This is a genomic window from Saccharicrinis aurantiacus (genome assembly GCF_001660705.2).
GTDB lineage: Bacteria > Bacteroidota > Bacteroidia > Bacteroidales > Marinilabiliaceae > Saccharicrinis > Saccharicrinis aurantiacus.
The window spans coordinates 15207-32619 of the sequence record NZ_LYBV02000027.1; the positions used below are offsets into that span (position 1 = coordinate 15207).

Genomic DNA, 17413 nt, shown 5'->3' on the forward strand with positions numbered 1-17413 from the left:
CATGAAAACAATAACAATAGTATCTGTTGTAGATGTGGTTGGTGCTTTAACAACCGATTCATTAGAAAATAATATTTATTTACTCGATAATAATAAAAATGGAGGATCCAGTGAACTGGCTACCGAAACTCTAAAAACTAAAGTAAATAAGGGAGACACTTTATTATGGACCATTATGCCAATGGAGCCTGAATCGTATTCTGCCATTGCTAATATTGAAATAGATAAAGCAGTCTGTGAACCAAAGCAATTAACTTACGAAGGATCTGATGTAACTTATTGGTCTGCTACTATTAAAAAAGATTTTATTGAGGCACCCTATTCCATACATTTTAAATTGGGCAATAAAGAACATGTTGTAAAACCTAATAAAAATAGTAGACCTGCTTTAATTGGTAATAAATAGCCAAATAGATACAATTATAAAATACCTATAATGGAAAAAGATAAAAATAACTCAGTTAAATTTAACTCGGTACAGCTAAATATAGTCACTTTTGTAGATGTACCTAAGGCAGATGTATACAATAGTTTAAGTGATGCTGTTTATATGTGCGACAATAATATAGAAAGTGAAAATCAAGGTACCAATGGCTTGCAAACATTGTGTAAAACTGGCCAAACGCTAAACTGGATTATTTACGCCATGGATAGCAAAAAAAAGCCAGACGGAACGTGGCCTCCATCAGCACGAATAACAAATATTGTTTTTACTAATGCTGATGGAACAGACGTAGCTGATTTTAAAGTGTGTAACGAGCTAAAACTCATAGGTCCACCAGACGAAATGCGATCGCCCTATACTCCTGTATACTATTATTGGGCAGCAACTGTGGCACCTATGCTCCCAGAAGGGATATATAAATACCGCTTAATTGTAGAGGTAGATACTCAAGACAAAACGTTTGCTTCAGGAAAGAAGAATTTAAATTTAAATACACCTTCATTAAAGGTATTGGCAGTTTAATTCAAGAAGTAATAACTCAAGTGTTCTTGTAATAGACTATTTTATTCTTAATAGTTCGATATTATCATTGTATTGACATCAATACATTTTAGGCTTAATTAGGGGATTTTTTTATAGCAAAATAAAAATCCCCTACTGCAATAAGCGGTAGGGGACGAACAAAAACTTCAATATAATATTAGTCTCCTAAAAGACAACGCAAATACTTAAGATAAAATCATACTCTTAATATCTTCCTCAACAGTAGTAATACCGCCAATACCGAAATTCTCGATAAGAATATTAGCCACATTAGGAGATAAGAAAGCAGGTAATGTAGGACCTAAGTTGATGTTCTTAACACCTAAACTTAATAAAGCTAATAATACAATAACCGCTTTTTGCTCGTACCAAGCAATGTTATAAACAATAGGTAAATCATTAATATCATCTAAACCAAATACCTCTTGTAACTTAAGAGCAGTCACAGCAAGTGAGTATGAGTCATTACATTGTCCGGCATCCAATACTCTTGGTATCCCACCAATATCGCCCAAAGGCAATTTGTTGTAACGGTATTTAGCACAACCCGCAGTTAAAATAACTGTATCATCAGGTAATTCGTTAGCAAAATCAGTGTAGTAGTTACGGTTGTTCATACGACCATCGCAACCTGCCATAACCACAAACTTTTTAATAGCACCACCTTTAACGGCGTCCACAACTTTGTCGGCCAATTGTAAAACTTGGTTGTGTGCAAAACCACCAATTATTTCACCAGTTTCAATTTCAATAGGAGCAGCACATTTTTTAGCATGCTCAATTATCGCACTAAAGTCTTTTTGCTTACCCTCTGTTCTGTCGGCAATATGCGTACAGCCATCAAAACCACTCGCACCTGTAGTATAAACTCTGTTTTTGTAACTATCTGCCGGAGGAACAATACAGTTTGTAGTAAATAAAATAGGACCATTAAAAGTCTCAAATTCTTCTTTTTGTTTCCACCATGCATTACCATAGTTACCCACAAAATGCTCGTACTTTTTAAACGCAGGATAGTAGTTAGCAGGTAACATTTCGCTGTGTGTATAAACATCAACACCAGTTCCATCAGTTTGCTTTAACAGCTCCTCCATATCTTTCAAGTCGTGACCCGAAATTAATATAGCCGGATTATTACGCACACCAATATTTACCGAAGTAATCTCTGGGTTACCATAGCTTTCAGTATTCGCTTTATCTAATAAAGCCATTACATCAACACCATTTTTACCACACTCTAAAACCAAACCAACCAACTCGTCGGCAGTAATTTCTTTATTTGTAGTTGCTACCAATGCTTTTTGCATAAATTCAGCAACATCGTTATTCTCGTAACCCAAGTTAAAAGCATGCTCAGCATAAGCAGCCATACCTTTAACACCATAAGTTAATAATTCCTTTAACGAACGGATATCTTCGTTCTCAATACTTAAAATACCAATTGCCGGAGCCACTTTTAAGAAATCCTCCATCGAATCTCCCTTATAGCTAATGCTATGATCTGTGTTTGTTACTTCAATACCTTTATCAGCAAGTTCAGCCTTAAGAGCATCGCGCAAAGCAATACCATCTTTAATTTTTGCTACAATTTTATTGGCATCAAAGTTGGCATTTGTAATAGTTATAAATAAAGCATCTACCATAAATTTGTAGGCAGCTTTACTGGCCATATCATTCTCAGCAGCCAACTGATTTACGTTAGCAATACCTTTCGAAACAAAAAGTAAAACATCCTGCAATGCGGCAACTTCATCCGTTTTTCCGCAAACTCCTTTAATTGTACAGCCTTCACCTTTCGCTGCTTCCTGGCATTGATAACAAAACATACTCATGACTAGATATTTAAATTGTTTATAATGGTTCTGATAATAAAAAATCTTCTATAATTATTTTGGGCTTCCCCTGCGGGTCGGGCTATGCGCTATATCTTTGCTTCGCCAAAATGGGCTCACAAAGGATGCCGCTTCTATCCCTAAGCCAAGCGTCATTTAAGTTTATAATTAGTAGCAAGTGGCTTCCCAACAACACTATGCGCTCTCCATGAGCCACTTTAGCTACTAATTAAAACCTAACCTAACCCTAAACTATTTTTTAAATTGTAAATGATAAGAAGCAATCTGTAATTGCGTTTATAACTTATCATTTATATTGCTACTTAAACCCAATCTTCACTCAATACTTCACCCTGAATAGACACAACTGCTCTCTTCAAAGGCACTTTTCTGCTCGCTAGCTGTACAGCTTGTTGTGCAATAGCCATTAAACCACCGCAACACGGAACTTCCATAATAACTACTGTTAACGAGTTGATCTTAGAATCGTTAATCAGAGTAATTAATTTATTTAAATAGGTCTCTTGTCCGTTATCTAACTTAGGACAAGCAATACCCAATACCTTATTTTTAAGGAAAGTAGAATGAAAATTACCCATGGCAAATGGTGCACAATCAGCTGCTAAAACCATATCAGCTCCCTGAAAGAAACTAGCTCCTGGGTTAATTAAATGCATTTGTACAGGCCACTGTTGTAATTCAGAACCACCTTGTTGTGGGGCAACTGACGTTGGCATAGTAAAAGCAGGACGTTTAATCTCTTGCGATTGTGATCCTGGGCATCCGCCACCGCATCCACCTTCTTGAGGTTTATCTTCGGCGTGTATTGCATTTTTTAATTCACTCATTGTAAAATCTAATTCAGCTTCATGACTACTTAAGTAAGCCATCGCTTCTTTTATAAAATCGTATTCGTTATGATCTTTTAAATGGCGCAGGTGAGCAACAACTGTATTAAAGCCTTTCTCAAGCATCAATTTAATTACCGTTGTTTCGTTATACGGATCTGCTTCTCTTCGCTCAATTTCCATAGCACCCATTGGGCAATGTCCAAGACAGGCACCTAAGCCATCACACATTAAATCAGAAATTAAACGTGCTTTACCATCAATAATTTGTAATGCACCTTCGTGGCAACCCGGAACGCATTCTCCACATCCATTACATAACTCTTCGTCTATTTTGATAATATCTCTTTCCATTGCTAATGCTTTTTGTTTTTGTTCAATGCAAATATGCGGCTTAAACTTTCCCTAGCTTGTAACGAATGTTACAAAACCAGTATTTATCATTAAATTTAAGCAATTAAATACTTAGATTCATGATAAATAACTACCCTATAGTAATGCAGAGTCCTCTTTTTAAGGGGGTTGGAATGGATGATCTTAATAACGTTTTTTCTTCAATACATTATAGAATAAAAAAATACGATGCAGATCAGATAATCGCTTTTGAAGGGGATGAGGTGAAATGCTTATATATATTATTGAAAGGAAGTGTTAAAGGCGAGATGATGGACCCAAGTGGGAAAACCATTAAAATTGAAGATATTCTGCCTCCAAAACCTTTGGCTATTGCCTTTGTATTTGGTAGTGCTAATAAATTTCCCGTAAATATTGTAAGCAACGAACCATCAGAGCTTTTAGTTATTGAAAAGGCCGACGCACTTAAATTATTTAGTAATAATGAGCAAATCCTTCAGAACTTCTTAAATGTGATATCCAGTCGTTCGCAGTTTTTAACTCAGAAAATAAAAATGCTGTCCTTTCAGACCATCAAAGGGAAGCTTGCCAATTTCTTTTTACAAGAGACGAAAGGTGAGGCTATTGATTTTGTGCTTAATAAATCACAAAATGCCTTGGCTGAGTTATTCGGAGTTGCTCGTCCTTCAATTGGTAGGGCATTTAAAGAGATGAATGATGATGGTTTTATACATATTAAAGGAAAATCAGTTCGTATTATTGATATTAAAGGATTGCGTTCTTATTTAAGTACCTAGTTTTATGTGATTCAAAAATTTGGCATAGTTTTTTCATATAGCCCAATAGTTAATTTAAAAATTGGAGGACTAAATATGAAGAAGTTATTATTTGCATTACCACTATTGTTGGGCTTACTGTCGTTAAATTCATGTAAAGATGATGATGATGGATATTCTTTAGGTGATTATTGGTTAACAACGGGTACGTTTATGGATTCGGGAAGTTATTACTATATAATAACAGATGGTGGAGATACATTATGGCCATCCGCATCTAATATTCCACCAAATAAGCACGAAGAAGGTGATAGAGTATTTGTTAACTACACTATTTTAGCTGATGGTTCAGAAGATAGTGGCTATGATTATATGGTTAAAATTAATGGCACCTCAGAAATTTTAACTAAGCCAGTTTTCAATTTTACAGAAGAAACTACAGAAGAAACAAAAGATTCTATTGGTCACGACCCTATCACAATAGTTGATACGTGGTTTACTGATAAATATTTAAATGTAGAGTTTCAGTATGGTGGAGGATTTGGTATTCATTATATCAACCTTGTTAAAGACACTGAGAATCTAGAAACATCTGAAGGTCAAATTATATTGGAGTTAACTCATAACAAAAATGGTGACCCGAATAACTACTTACAATGGAGTGTAGCTTCTTTTGATTTAACAGAGCTTCAGGAGCCAGGTCAGGAATCGGTAGATATATTTGTTCGCAGTATGGGTAAAGAAGGTGAGTATACCTATAATAAGGTATTAACTTATGAATATTCTCCGAGCATAGAACACCTGCCAAGTGTAAAAACTTTCGACGAATCGAACCAAATTGAGCAAGATTTGCTTCAGTAATAAGACATATTTCATTTAAGTCCGATTTTTTTTAATCGGACTTAAAGTTTATAACAATTTGATTAGGATGTAGATATCCGCAGAAAGGTTGTGGTTGCTGAAAAAAGTAAGATATTTTTATGTTTGAGGCTTGGATTTTTAAAACAAAATTATCTATATTTGCACCGCATTTGAGAGGAACGCCACTCAAATAAACAAAAGGTTTTGTAGCATAATTGGATAGTGCACCTCGTTACGGCCGAGGAGGTTGGGGGTTCGAATCCCTCCAAAATCACATAAACATCTAGTGAGATGTTATTATAAAATTGAAATAATGGTTTTGTAGCATAATTGGATAGTGCACCTCGTTACGGCCGAGGAGGTTGGGGGTTCGAATCCCTCCAAAATCACGAAATATATTTCATTTGTAAAGCCAGTAGATCCTTTGATCTATTGGCTTTTTTGGTTTCTTAATTACAATAATTCACAAAAATTTACATTTATTTACATTTGTATTAGAATTTTTATATTTTTGTCACGGGATAATTCTGTAACAATTAAAAATTTGTACTATGTCTTTATTAATTGGGGAAGTGATTTTGATAATTGGAGTGTATTTGGTTCGTAGAGAAAGAATTAAATTAGAGGAGAGATTAAGTTCTGCTCATGGTACAGAAGAAAGCTAGTTTAAAAGGAAGCTTTTGTTGACTTTTAAAGGGGGTTGATTAATATATAGTATTAATCAACCCCTTTTAAGTTTTATTAAATTGATTTATTCGAAGATTGACGAGGTATAAATTCAACATCTACAGTTTGATTGGTCTCTACTGGTTTATTGTCAATCGAATTTAGGAGTGCTATAGCAGCTGTACGTCCTAGTTTAAATGAGTTCTGCTCTACAGAACTTAACTTAGGGCTTATAAGTTTGGTAAATGGTTCGTTAGCAAATCCTATAATTCCAAACTCAGAGGGGATATCAACCTTCATCTTATTTAGTGCTTCAAGTGCCCCTAATGCCGCAAAATCACTCGAACAGAATAATGCATCAATCTCGTTATCGTTAAAAAATCGAATTAGTTCTGATGAACCTGTTTCTTGTGTAATGGTATCAAACTTAATTAACTTGTCGTTAATGTTCATATTGTAGGTATTCATTGCCTTTATATATCCGTTATACCTCTCAGAATACGCCATTATTTTAGGATTCCCACCAAAGTGGCCAATGTTTTTATAACCTTGTTTTATGAGGTATTCAGTAGCTAGATAAGCACCTTCAAAATTATTATTGATTACAATTGGAGACTCTATATTTAGATTAACCCTATCAAATTGCACAAGAGGTGTACCTGATGCAATAATACTATTGAGGTGCTCGTAATTGTTAGTTTCAACGGATAATGAAATTAATATGCCCCCAACCTGATTTTGTAGTAAAGTTTGAACCGCTTTTTGCTCTTTGTACTCATTTTCGTTAGACTGGCAAATTACAAGGTTGTATCCCGCAGGGTTTAAAATATCTTCAACACCACTAATTACATTACTAAAAAAGTATCGGTTAATCCGAGGAACTATCATGCCTATTGTATCAACCTTTCCTTTGCGTAAAGCTGATGCAATTGCATTGGGGCGGTAGCCCATTTCAACAGCTGTTTTTTTAACTAAATTACGGGTTTTTAAACTTACCCTAGTGTTGCCAGCTAAAGCCCTGCTAACTGTAGATGGAGTACAATCTAGTTTTTTTGCAATATCCTTTATGGTAATTCTATTAGTGCTCATTGTAGATTTTTTGTTCTTATAGATATGCTTAGTATATGAGGGTTTTGGGTTTTATTTTACTTTTATATCAATAGTTCCGAGTTCATCGTAAACAGCTTTGTATGTACCTATCTCTAGGGGAAGAATATTTCCTAGTGCACCTGTAATAATTATATCTCCTTTCTTAATAGAATATCCATTATCTATTGAAGTGTTAATTGTGGTTGCCAAGGTTAGCCATTGATCATCCATGGCATCTGTTGCTTTTCCTGTGTTAATCAATGTTTCATTATGGTATAGTTTTACCTCGCAATTATTAATGTCAATATTTTTAGGAGGTATTGCATCTCCAATTACATAATGAGAACTGAAACCATTGTTTGCAATAGTCTCTAGAATATTAGCATCTGCCTTTGTTATGTTAGGAATCTCTAAAACTGGTAATATTGCTTTTACAAATTTGGATACCTCAACTACCTCAATTTTATTTTGGATATCTTTATTGATAATATAACCAATCTCCGTTTCAATTTTTGAAGCATTAAAATTTTCAAGTAAAAGTGTATCGTTATTATTCACCAGTCCTTCAGCATATAATACACCAGTAATAGGCTTTAATAAACCTAATTTCTTCTGAGTACTGTAACTTGATACAGCTGCTTTGTATCCTGATATACTTTTGTGTTTTAGTTCTTTCGTCAAAAAAAGTTTTTGTTGATTGTAGGCTTCAGTTAATGATTTACTCGATATTTGTTTATCCATAAAATTAGATGTTTTTATTTAAACAAAAGTAGTATCTTAATTCTTATATAATACTAATATGTAAAACTTTAAGATATATTTTATGAAATAAAATATACTAATAATTTTTACATTCGCCTTTATCGCATTTTCGTGTACGAAAAATGTGATTGAACAGATTGATTCTGGTGTAAATGAATTAAGAGGAACTACAGAAGGCTGTCAGTCTTCTTATGAATGTCATTTTTTTCAGATTGCAGAATCAGCCACAGAGGATGATTTAGAAAACCTGATAATAGATGAAGGTGTCGATTTCGTTAATATTTTACGCTAAAGGCGGCGATAGAATTGATATTAATAATGTTGAGCCTATTAGTGTAGCAGAGTTATTTGAAAATGAAGGTATCTCTGTTTCCGAGTTGAATTTCGATTATGTAGAATGGGTTGAAATTGATGGAAAACTGAAAAATGTAGCTTTTCAGGTAAAGACCAATACAATCGTAGATTAATAGCAGAATACATTCTTTTGAATTATTAAATTGGCATAGTACCTTTGTGATAACAATGGTTTTAAGATAGAATTATAAAAGTGAAAATAACTTTTTTAGGAACAGGAACTTCTCAGGGGGTTCCTGTTATTGCATGTAATTGTAATACTTGTTTATCAAACGATTCAAAAGATAAGCGATTAAGGGCATCAGTGCTCATCTCGATAGGAAATAAGAATATACTTATAGATTCGGGGCCTGATTTCAGGTACCAAATGTTGCGCGCAAAAGTACAATCTTTAGATGCGATTTTATTTACTCACGAACATAAAGATCATACAGGAGGATTAGATGATGTAAGGGCATATAATTGGGTTACCAAGCAATCAATGGATGTATATGCAGAGTCTAGAGTTTTAGAAGCTTTAAAAGTGGAGTATGCGTATTGTTTCGCACCTAATCCATATCCGGGAATTCCTAAAATCAATTTAAATACTATTACAGAAAATCCTTTTAATCTTTTAGATATTGAAGTTATACCAATCAGAGGCATGCACCTAAAGCTCCCTGTATTGGGTTATAGAATTGGTGATTTTGCTTATTTAACCGATTTTAATTTTATATCGGAAGAGGAGAAAAAGAAGCTTACAGATCTGCAAGTATTGGTTGTAAACGGAGTTCGTAAAGAAAAACACATATCACATTATTCTTTACCAGAAGCTATAGCGCTTATTGAGGAAATAAAACCACATAAAGGATACATTACGCATATATCTCATTATTTAGGATTACATGCTATTGAGAATAGGGAATTGCCTCATAACATTAGTCTTACATATGATATGCAAGAATTGGAAATATAAATCTGTTTTTGTGTTTTGAATTGTTAATTTAGCGGCCCCTAATTTATACGATTCTAACTTTTTTTTTACATTTGTTATCCAGCATTTTTAGCAGACATTCTTATATGCACCATTTTGATGTAATTCTTGTATTTGTTGTAATTGTATTTATCCTAATATCGCTTTACAAAGAGTTGATGGGAGCTGCATTTACCTTTTTTATTGCAGTTGTAGTTCTTGGTATTTTTGGTGTTTTAACGCCAAGTGAGATTTTAGCAGGTTTTGCAAATGAGCAAATTGCAGTGATATTAATGTTACTTTTACTAGGTGATGCGATTCGGCAAATCTCGGTTATTGAGATATTTTTCAATAAAATTTTTCCCCGATCAAGTGGTCAGAAGGCATTTTTAGCTAGGATAATGCTATGGATTGGCGGTTTCTCAGCCTTTTTGAATAATACCCCATTGGTTGCAGTAATGATGCCATATGTGCATACATGGAGTAAGCGTAATAATGTATCTCCATCTAAAATACTAATGCCTCTTTCGTATGCAGCAATATTAGGGGGCTGTGTAACCTTAATTGGTACATCAACAAACCTTATTGTAAATGGTATGGTGGTAGATCAAACCATTTTTCCGGATATGGAACCATTACATATGTTTGATTTCTTTTGGGTTGGTTTTCCAATGTTGATTATTGGTTTCTTGTATTTATTCTTCTTTTCAGATAAACTATTGCCTAATCGTGTGCCCATTATTGATGATGTAACAGTCTCAGATCGTAAATATCTAGTGGAAGCTTTGATTAGAAGTAAATCTAAATTAGTAGGAAAAACAATCACTGAATCTGGTTTAGGTAGTGAAAAAGGACTTTTTCTGGCCGAAGTGGTTCGTGATAATTATACATTTCAGGTAATTGATAAGGATTTCATTCTAAAGTCTGGCGATATTCTTCGTTTTGCTGGGGAATCAGAGGATATTGTTAATTTACTTTCTGATGGAAGTGGTTTAACATTGCCTAATGTAGGTATGATGACCAAATTAAAGCGGGCTGATGTTATTGAAGTTGTAATTTCGCATAACTCTACTTTGATTAGTAAAACAGTGCAAGAGGTTAATTTTAGAGGACGATTAGATTCTTCATTGTTGGCCATTCACCGAAATGGAGAACGTATTAGTGGTAAGTTAGAAGATATTAAACTAAAGGCAGGTGATGTGCTTTTATTATTGGCTGGCGATAACTTTACTGAGGTATCTAAGGGTAATATGGACTTTTATTTGATATCGAAAGTTAAGGAGGTTAGAAAGCCTGAACTTTATAAAATATGGACGCTTTTTGGTGGTACGCTCTTGGCTATCTTTTTATCCGCACTAAATATTATCCCATTATTTATGGGCTTAATTGTAGTTCTAATATTAATCAATTTGCTTAATGTTGTTAATGCCAAGGATCTACCTAAAAGTTTAGATTACAACTTGGCTGTAATTATAGCGCTCTCGTTGGCGTTAGGGACAGCCATGATTAAAACAGGCGTAGCAGATATGATTGCTGATTTCTTGATAAGTATATTCTTCCCTCATGGAAACTTGGCGGTGCTTTTCGGTATTTATGCCGTTACAAGTGTGTTGGCGGCTTATATTACCAACAAGGCAGCGGTCGCAATTGTATTTCCAATATCTTTAACCGCGGCTTATAATTTAGGATTAAATCCATTGCCTTTTGCTTTAGTAGTATCCTTTGCGGCAGCGGCGAATTTCATTACGCCAATTGGCTATCAAACCAACCTGATGGTATACGGACCAGGCGGTTACTCGTTTAAAGACTTCTTCCGTTTAGGTTGGCCATTAACTATCATTTACATGATTGTTACTGTGCTGATTTTAAACTATATGTATTTATAGGATTTATTCAATTCATACTAATCGTATTAAATTATCAATCGATTTAATTTTCCCGTTTATCTAAATGCTATCTTTGTGCAACATATAGATTTTAATGTTGTTATTCTTGTTCACAGGTAGTATAAACACATGGTTGTAGCATCGAAGGAAATTCAAATAAAGGGAGCTAAGGTTCATAATTTAAAGGGAGTTGATATAAACATACCACGAAATAAATTTGTAGTAATTACAGGTGTTTCGGGTAGTGGAAAGTCTTCTCTTGCATTTGATACTCTATATGCTGAGGGGCAGCGTAGGTATGTAGAAAGTTTAAGTTCTTATGCCCGCCAGTTTTTAGGGCGAATAGACAAGCCTGAAGTGGATTTTATTAAAGGAATTCCACCAGCTATTGCCATTGAGCAAAAAGTAAACACTCGCAATCCTCGTTCAACAGTCGGTACTTCAACCGAGATATATGACTATATAAAATTGCTGTTTGCCAGGATAGGTAAAACCATTTCTCCCGTTTCAGGCAAAGAAGTAAAACGTCATTACGTTAGTGATGTGGTGAATAAAATTACTGAGTTTGAAGAAAAGACCCGTCTTTTAATTGTTGCACAAATTCTTAACCCTGAAGGGAGATCGTGTACAGAACATCTAGAGGTGCTTATGAAACAAGGCTTTGTAAGGATAGAAAAAGAGGGTGAATTTCATAAAATTGAAGATGTATTAAAGGATAAAGCATCGGAAATATCCTGTTCCGATTATAATTTGGTGATTGATAGAGCCACTGCATCCAAAGATGAGGATAATTTATCGCGACTAGCAGATTCTATTCAAACTGCTTTTTTTGAGGGTAAAGGCGAATGTATTTTAAAAGTATTTACAGAGAGTGGTATCGAAGAATTTGTATTTTCTAATAAATTTGAGTTAGATGGTATTGAGTTTGAAGAACCTTCGGAGCACATGTTCACTTTTAATAATCCTGTGGGCGCTTGTCCAAAATGTGAAGGATTTGGTAATGTTATAGGTATAGATGATGATTTGGTAATCCCCAATAAAACCTTATCTGTATTTGAAGATGCCGTGGCATGTTGGAAGGGTGAAAAGATGGGAGAGTATAAGCGCATGTTAATTGAAAGTGCTTATAAATTCGATTTTCCGGTGCACAAACCCTATTATGAATTAAGCGAGAAGGAACAACGCTTATTATGGAAGGGAAACCAACACTTTCATGGTATTGATACCTTCTTTAAGCATGTTGAAGAACAACAATATAAAATACAATACCGTGTAATGTTATCCCGCTATCGCGGAAAAACAAAATGTCCGGAGTGTAACGGAACTCGCCTTAAAAAAGAGTCTTCGTGGGTTAAAGTTGCTGGTAAAAGTGTTTCAGAATTGGTGCAGATGCCCATAAATGAACTTGCTGAATTGTTCAAAACACTAAAATTAGATACGCATCAACAAAAAGTTGGACATCGTTTATTACATGAAATAAATACGCGACTAACCTTTTTGTTTGAAGTAGGTTTGGGGTATCTAACCCTAAATAGGTTATCATCAAGTTTATCTGGAGGAGAAAGCCAGCGTATTAATTTAGCAACTTCCTTAGGAAGCACTTTGGTGGGCTCGTTATATATATTAGATGAGCCTAGTATTGGCTTGCACTCGAAGGATACAACGCTGTTGATTTCGGTTTTGCAAAAATTAAAACGAATGGGTAATACCGTAATTGTGGTTGAACACGATGAGGATATTATGCGTGCTGCTGACGAAATAATTGATATTGGTCCTGGTGCCGGTCGTTTAGGCGGAGAATTAATTTATCAAGGCAAGCTAGATGAAAGTACCGATGCCAACTCAAGTTTAACTTGCGAGTATTTATCAGGCACCAGAAAAATTCCTGTGCCTACATCGCGCCGCCAATGGAACAACTACCTCGAAGTAATAGGGGCGAGAGAAAATAATTTAAAGAATATTTCGTGCAAAATACCGCTTAATGTAATGAATGTGATTACGGGGGTCAGCGGTTCTGGTAAATCTACATTGATTAAGTCGATATTGTATCCTGCCATTAAAAAACGGATCGGTGGTTATGCTGATAAAACAGGAAGCTTTGATTTATTAAAAGGTAATGTGGATCAAATAACAGAGGTGGAGTTTGTAGATCAAAACCCCATTGGCAAGTCTTCTCGCTCGAACCCGGCCACCTATTTAAAAGCCTACGATGAGATACGCAAGTTGATGTCGGATCAGCAAGCATCAAAAATAAATAATTTTAAGGCCTCTCACTTTTCGTTTAATATTGATGGCGGACGATGTGAGGAATGCCTTGGAGAAGGAACCATTAAAGTAGAGATGCAGTTTATGGCTGATATCATACTTACTTGCGAGAGTTGTAATGGTCATCGATTTAAGAGTACTGTTTTAGAGGTTAAATATCGCGAGAAGAATATTCACGATATATTGGAGATGACAATTGACCAAGCCATTGAATTTTTTGAAGAAGACAAGACACCTACACCCAAACGTATTGTAAGTAAATTAAAACCTCTATCAGATGTGGGCTTGGGTTACATTAAAATGGGACAATCGTCGAGTACGCTTTCCGGAGGGGAGAGTCAGCGGGTAAAATTAGCTTCCTTTTTAGCAAAAGAAAAGAGTGATCCTACCTTATTTATTTTTGATGAGCCTACAACAGGACTTCATTTTCATGATATCAATAAATTATTGGATGCCTTTAATGCACTCATCGCTAAAGGGCATTCGCTTGTAATAATTGAGCATAATATGGAGGTGATTAAGTCGGCTGACTGGATTATTGATCTTGGCCCTGAAGGTGGAGATAAAGGAGGGCATATAATTTACGAGGGTATTCCTGAAGATCTTATCAAAGTAAAAGAATCTTATACTGGGCAGTATTTGAGCCCTTTGTTATAATGAATTGTTATACTTAATTTATCTACATACCTCATGATTTTTCATGGGGTATTTTTTTTAGTGCTTGATACTTACACTAGTGATTTTTATTTGCAAAAAAATAGAGTTATCTATTTGTATTTAAAGCAGAATAAATACAATTTTGTACGCTGTTAGAAGATGAGACGGGATAATAAGAGATATCACAATTTTGTAATTTATGTATTACTTGTATTAATCATTAATATGAGTGTTAATATACATGATAGTATGTTGGGTACTTCATCATCTTCTGATTCTTCAAATGAAATAGAAACTTTAGTTGAGTTATTAATGGTTAGTTATGATTCAACATGGGTTTTGCCCGATACCCCTGATGGGGCCGATGAAGATCATATTACTACAAGTAGTTTAAAAACGGCATTGTTTAGTTGTAAATTGTCATCATTGATGGGTTACTTTCCACGGTATGAATTTTTATACTTCCCCGAAGTGAATACCAATTACAATAGGTATTTAGAAAGTCCTATTCCTCCTCCACCAATAGTTTAATTGTAATTTACTAAGAAAACTGCTCCATATTAAATATGGGGTATTTGTATTGTTGTGTTCGTATTTTATTTACAGAAGTATGAAGCACCTTTGTATCAATATTTCTAATTATTTACAATTTATATACTATCATTAAAATGATAAAACACTTTTATATACTACTAAGCATATCCTTATTGCTACTTATAAATACAGGATTAAAGGCACAAGAACAAGCTGATACTATTCAATCAGAAAAAAAAGGAGCCATATCAGAATTAAAATATATTAAACAAGCTGGGTTTGCGAATGCTTCTTCTAAAATATTTACTGCCGACAGACGTTTTACGGTGAGTGGGTTTGGAGAACTGAACTACGTAAACTATGAAAGCGATATCCCTAATAAAGGGAATAAGGAAATGGAACAATTCTATACCAACTTAATGCGTTTCGGAACCTATTTTGGTTATCGAATTACCGATAAGATTGTTTTCATGAGTGAAATTCAGGTTGAATATTTGCAAGATGGTTTTTTTCAACGCGAAGGCCATTTTGAATATAACTTAGAAGCTTCGTTTGATTTCTTACTTCATCCTATGTTTAACGTTAGGGTAGGTAATTACCCTCTAAGTTTGGGTTGGGTAAACGTAAATGAAGAGCCTATTGGTTTTTATTCGGTTAACAGACCCGAAGTGGAGCGTACTATTATTCCAACACAATGGCTTGAGCAGGGTTTTTTAATTTATGGTTCGCCATTTGCTGATGCCGAGTTTCAATTTGGAGTTACCAAAGGTTTAGATGCGCAAAACTTTACCTCAGGTACTTGGATTAGAGATGGCCGATATACTTCATGGACTGAAATTCCTCCTACGGTAGCTTACAATGGTAAATTAGGATATGGGCACGAAGATAGAAGCCTATTATCTATTGCGGGTTATTATGGCGATGCATCGAGAGGTTATGCTTTTGATAATGGCGATAAGCTAAATACCAATTTAGGTTTAATGACTATTGTTGGAGCTCACAACATTGGTAATTTTACCCTGTTTGGTTTATATGCACATGGCTGGCTTTCAGGTACCGATCAGTTATTTGATATTAATAATGAAGTTTTGGGTTCTCAAACTCAAGGATATTATATTGAAGGTAGATATGATATTATGCCACACATTGTAAAAGGAAAAGAGTGGAAGTTACCTCTTTTTGTACGTTACGAACGTATGAATACCCATTATAAAATTGATGATGCTGTGCAAGATAAATGGGATACTTATGGTTCACATACTGCTAATGCCGATTTAAAAGATCTTGAAATTATTACAGTAGGATTAAATTTTAGACCAAAGAAAAATTGGACGTACAAAGCCAATTATCAATTTAGAGCCAATAAATATGCAGGTTCTCCCAACGAACCTAATCAATTTGAATTAGGGTTAGGTTTTATCTTCTAACAAAATAAGCCGTCAGAATATTTTATTTTGACGGCTTATTTTATTTTAAATACCCTTATAAAGAATAATATTGCTGTAGCTAAATATATTCTTCCCCTTATAAACTATAATAAACCATGTGCTAAGTATATTTTTACTCTTCTTAATAAGTATGAACAACTTGCTAAGAGTATTTATACTTATGTAATTCAGGTTTACTCACTTATTAAATGTATTTTACCACTTGCCTAGTAGTTTTACCCACCTACACATAAAAGTTTTGTGTGTTTTAACAAGATTAGTATATCAGCTAAGAGTGTTTTTATTTCGACTAACTACTATTATATAATACCTAAGTAGTTTATTGCTTTTGCGAAAGGGCATAACAATCCCGTAAAGGGATATTTTTAGCCTTTAGAAGAGGATATTTGTTGATGTAATAGAAATTTGGTATTCAGAATATATAGATGCGCTTATGAACTAGTCTATCTTTTTAAAAGTAAGTAATTCATTGCTTTCTGCATCAAAAAGAGTGAGTTCCATACCATCTAGTTTATAGGCTTTAACTATGCTCATGGCTTGGTTAAAAGAATCAGCTATCTCAATATCACCGCACATCTTTTTAGTACCCATCATGGCACCAAATTCAATTTCAGTTTGGTTTAATTTAATTAGTTGTCCACCATATTGGTTGCAACCATCAGTTCCTAGTATTCGATGTTTTGCAATATGAATTTCTAAAATAGGTACGCTATTAGGTCTTTTAAGCTCTTGAGGATTAATTGGTGCTCCTTTAATTGAAGTAAGTAACCATATATCGTTTAATCGTAATGTTTGGTCCTGCTTTTTTTCTTCCATTTTTAACAATGTGTACTTAATTGATGAGGCATCGGCTGGTACGTTTGAAGGATCTAGTTGTTCTTCTTTTACCTTTAGTTTATAAATATAACCAGGCTGATATTCAAAGCCTTCTATTTTACTATAAAAGTTTTGCCATGAATCTTCTTGAATTCTATCACCCTTTTGTATTAACATGCAATGCATGGGTGCAACGCCTGTACATTCCGTTTTATAACTATTAACCCAGTACGTAACTGCGTTTTTATTTTTTAAACTACCACAAGAAGAAAGTATGAATACGAGTGCGATGATTAATATATTTTTCATAATAATTTGCTTAAAT

Annotated in this window: 15 protein-coding genes and 2 tRNA genes; 12 read left to right on the forward strand and 5 right to left on the reverse strand. The window is 34.4% G+C overall.

Going from position 1 to position 17413, the window contains the following annotated elements:
* Nucleotide 1: 1 nt before the first annotated feature.
* Together A8B35_RS11535 and A8B35_RS11540 are read left to right on the forward strand one after the other, a co-directional pair.
* Nucleotides 2–406: a hypothetical protein gene (locus A8B35_RS11535; protein ID WP_075602924.1), complete on the forward strand. Its 405-nt coding sequence runs from the start codon at nt 2–4 to the stop codon at nt 404–406.
* A 30-nt stretch (nt 407–436) separates the two neighbouring features.
* Nucleotides 437–967: a hypothetical protein gene (locus tag A8B35_RS11540; RefSeq protein WP_075602925.1), complete on the forward strand. Its 531-nt coding sequence runs from the start codon at nt 437–439 to the stop codon at nt 965–967.
* A 206-nt stretch (nt 968–1173) separates the two neighbouring features.
* On the opposite strand, the gene hcp is transcribed toward A8B35_RS11540, so the two are convergent.
* Together hcp and A8B35_RS11550 are read right to left on the reverse strand one after the other, a co-directional pair.
* On the reverse strand, nt 1174–2820 hold the full coding sequence (hcp, locus tag A8B35_RS11545) for a hydroxylamine reductase (RefSeq protein ID WP_075602926.1): 1647 nt from the start codon (nt 2818–2820) through the stop codon (nt 1174–1176).
* A 323-nt stretch (nt 2821–3143) separates the two neighbouring features.
* The gene (locus tag A8B35_RS11550; protein WP_075602927.1) at nt 3144–4022 is read right to left on the reverse strand and encodes an ATP-binding protein; all 879 of its coding nucleotides are present in this window, start codon (nt 4020–4022) and stop codon (nt 3144–3146) included.
* A 119-nt stretch (nt 4023–4141) separates the two neighbouring features.
* On the opposite strand from A8B35_RS11550, the gene A8B35_RS11555 reads away from it, so the two are divergent.
* The 4 genes from A8B35_RS11555 (at nt 4142) to A8B35_RS11570 (ending at nt 6048) form a co-directional block, all read left to right on the forward strand.
* Entirely contained in the window at nt 4142–4819 is a 678-nt protein-coding gene (locus tag A8B35_RS11555) for a Crp/Fnr family transcriptional regulator (RefSeq protein ID WP_083634423.1), read from the forward strand.
* Between the two features lie 75 nt (nt 4820–4894).
* The gene (locus A8B35_RS11560) at nt 4895–5659 is read left to right on the forward strand and encodes a NigD1/NigD2 family lipoprotein (RefSeq protein ID WP_075602928.1); all 765 of its coding nucleotides are present in this window, start codon (nt 4895–4897) and stop codon (nt 5657–5659) included.
* Between the two features lie 200 nt (nt 5660–5859).
* Nucleotides 5860–5933, forward strand: a tRNA-Arg gene (locus A8B35_RS11565).
* 41 nt (nt 5934–5974) lie between these two features.
* A tRNA-Arg gene (locus A8B35_RS11570) sits at nt 5975–6048 on the forward strand.
* Nucleotides 6049–6400: 352 nt separating this feature from the next.
* Here A8B35_RS11570 and A8B35_RS11575 read toward each other — a convergent pair.
* Nucleotides 6401–7414, reverse strand: coding sequence for a LacI family DNA-binding transcriptional regulator (locus A8B35_RS11575; RefSeq protein ID WP_075602929.1), 1014 nt, complete (start codon nt 7412–7414; stop codon nt 6401–6403).
* A 51-nt stretch (nt 7415–7465) separates the two neighbouring features.
* The gene (locus A8B35_RS11580) at nt 7466–8155 is read right to left on the reverse strand and encodes a 2-keto-4-pentenoate hydratase (RefSeq protein ID WP_075602930.1); all 690 of its coding nucleotides are present in this window, start codon (nt 8153–8155) and stop codon (nt 7466–7468) included.
* 278 nt (nt 8156–8433) lie between these two features.
* On the opposite strand from A8B35_RS11580, the gene A8B35_RS11585 reads away from it, so the two are divergent.
* From A8B35_RS11585 to A8B35_RS11610, 6 genes are all read left to right on the forward strand, one after another.
* A complete protein-coding gene (locus tag A8B35_RS11585; RefSeq protein WP_075602931.1) occupies nt 8434–8643 on the forward strand; it encodes a hypothetical protein in 210 nt (69 codons plus the stop codon).
* Between the two features lie 80 nt (nt 8644–8723).
* The gene (locus A8B35_RS11590) at nt 8724–9485 is read left to right on the forward strand and encodes an MBL fold metallo-hydrolase (RefSeq protein ID WP_075602932.1); all 762 of its coding nucleotides are present in this window, start codon (nt 8724–8726) and stop codon (nt 9483–9485) included.
* Between the two features lie 104 nt (nt 9486–9589).
* On the forward strand, nt 9590–11368 hold the full coding sequence (locus A8B35_RS11595; protein WP_075602933.1) for an SLC13 family permease: 1779 nt from the start codon (nt 9590–9592) through the stop codon (nt 11366–11368).
* A 129-nt stretch (nt 11369–11497) separates the two neighbouring features.
* Nucleotides 11498–14290 carry an excinuclease ABC subunit UvrA gene (uvrA, locus tag A8B35_RS11600; RefSeq protein ID WP_075602934.1) on the forward strand — a complete coding sequence of 931 codons (2793 nt, stop codon included), beginning with the start codon at nt 11498–11500 and terminating at the stop codon, nt 14288–14290.
* A gap of 225 nt (nt 14291–14515) precedes the next feature.
* Nucleotides 14516–14821, forward strand: a complete 306-nt coding sequence (locus A8B35_RS11605) for a hypothetical protein (RefSeq protein WP_075602935.1) — start codon at nt 14516–14518, stop codon at nt 14819–14821.
* 137 nt (nt 14822–14958) lie between these two features.
* Entirely contained in the window at nt 14959–16251 is a 1293-nt protein-coding gene (locus tag A8B35_RS11610; protein ID WP_075602936.1) for a hypothetical protein, read from the forward strand.
* Between the two features lie 459 nt (nt 16252–16710).
* On the opposite strand, the gene A8B35_RS11615 is transcribed toward A8B35_RS11610, so the two are convergent.
* Complete coding sequence (locus tag A8B35_RS11615; RefSeq protein ID WP_075602937.1) at nt 16711–17397, reverse strand: DUF4377 domain-containing protein; 687 nt, start codon at nt 17395–17397, stop codon at nt 16711–16713.
* Nucleotides 17398–17413 lie beyond the last annotated feature (16 nt).

Coding starts and splice junctions, on each gene's coding strand:
- A8B35_RS11535 (WP_075602924.1), top strand. CDS start 2: ATGAAAACAATAACAATAGTATCTGTTGTAGATGTGGTTGGTGCTTTA.
- A8B35_RS11540 (WP_075602925.1), top strand. CDS start 437: ATGGAAAAAGATAAAAATAACTCAGTTAAATTTAACTCGGTACAGCTA.
- hcp (WP_075602926.1), bottom strand. CDS start 2,820: ATGAGTATGTTTTGTTATCAATGCCAGGAAGCAGCGAAAGGTGAAGGC.
- A8B35_RS11550 (WP_075602927.1), bottom strand. CDS start 4,022: ATGGAAAGAGATATTATCAAAATAGACGAAGAGTTATGTAATGGATGT.
- A8B35_RS11555 (WP_083634423.1), top strand. CDS start 4,142: ATGATAAATAACTACCCTATAGTAATGCAGAGTCCTCTTTTTAAGGGG.
- A8B35_RS11560 (WP_075602928.1), top strand. CDS start 4,895: ATGAAGAAGTTATTATTTGCATTACCACTATTGTTGGGCTTACTGTCG.
- A8B35_RS11575 (WP_075602929.1), bottom strand. CDS start 7,414: ATGAGCACTAATAGAATTACCATAAAGGATATTGCAAAAAAACTAGAT.
- A8B35_RS11580 (WP_075602930.1), bottom strand. CDS start 8,155: ATGGATAAACAAATATCGAGTAAATCATTAACTGAAGCCTACAATCAA.
- A8B35_RS11585 (WP_075602931.1), top strand. CDS start 8,434: ATGAAGGTGTCGATTTCGTTAATATTTTACGCTAAAGGCGGCGATAGA.
- A8B35_RS11595 (WP_075602933.1), top strand. CDS start 9,590: ATGCACCATTTTGATGTAATTCTTGTATTTGTTGTAATTGTATTTATC.
- uvrA (WP_075602934.1), top strand. CDS start 11,498: ATGGTTGTAGCATCGAAGGAAATTCAAATAAAGGGAGCTAAGGTTCAT.
- A8B35_RS11605 (WP_075602935.1), top strand. CDS start 14,516: ATGAGTGTTAATATACATGATAGTATGTTGGGTACTTCATCATCTTCT.
- A8B35_RS11610 (WP_075602936.1), top strand. CDS start 14,959: ATGATAAAACACTTTTATATACTACTAAGCATATCCTTATTGCTACTT.
- A8B35_RS11615 (WP_075602937.1), bottom strand. CDS start 17,397: ATGAAAAATATATTAATCATCGCACTCGTATTCATACTTTCTTCTTGT.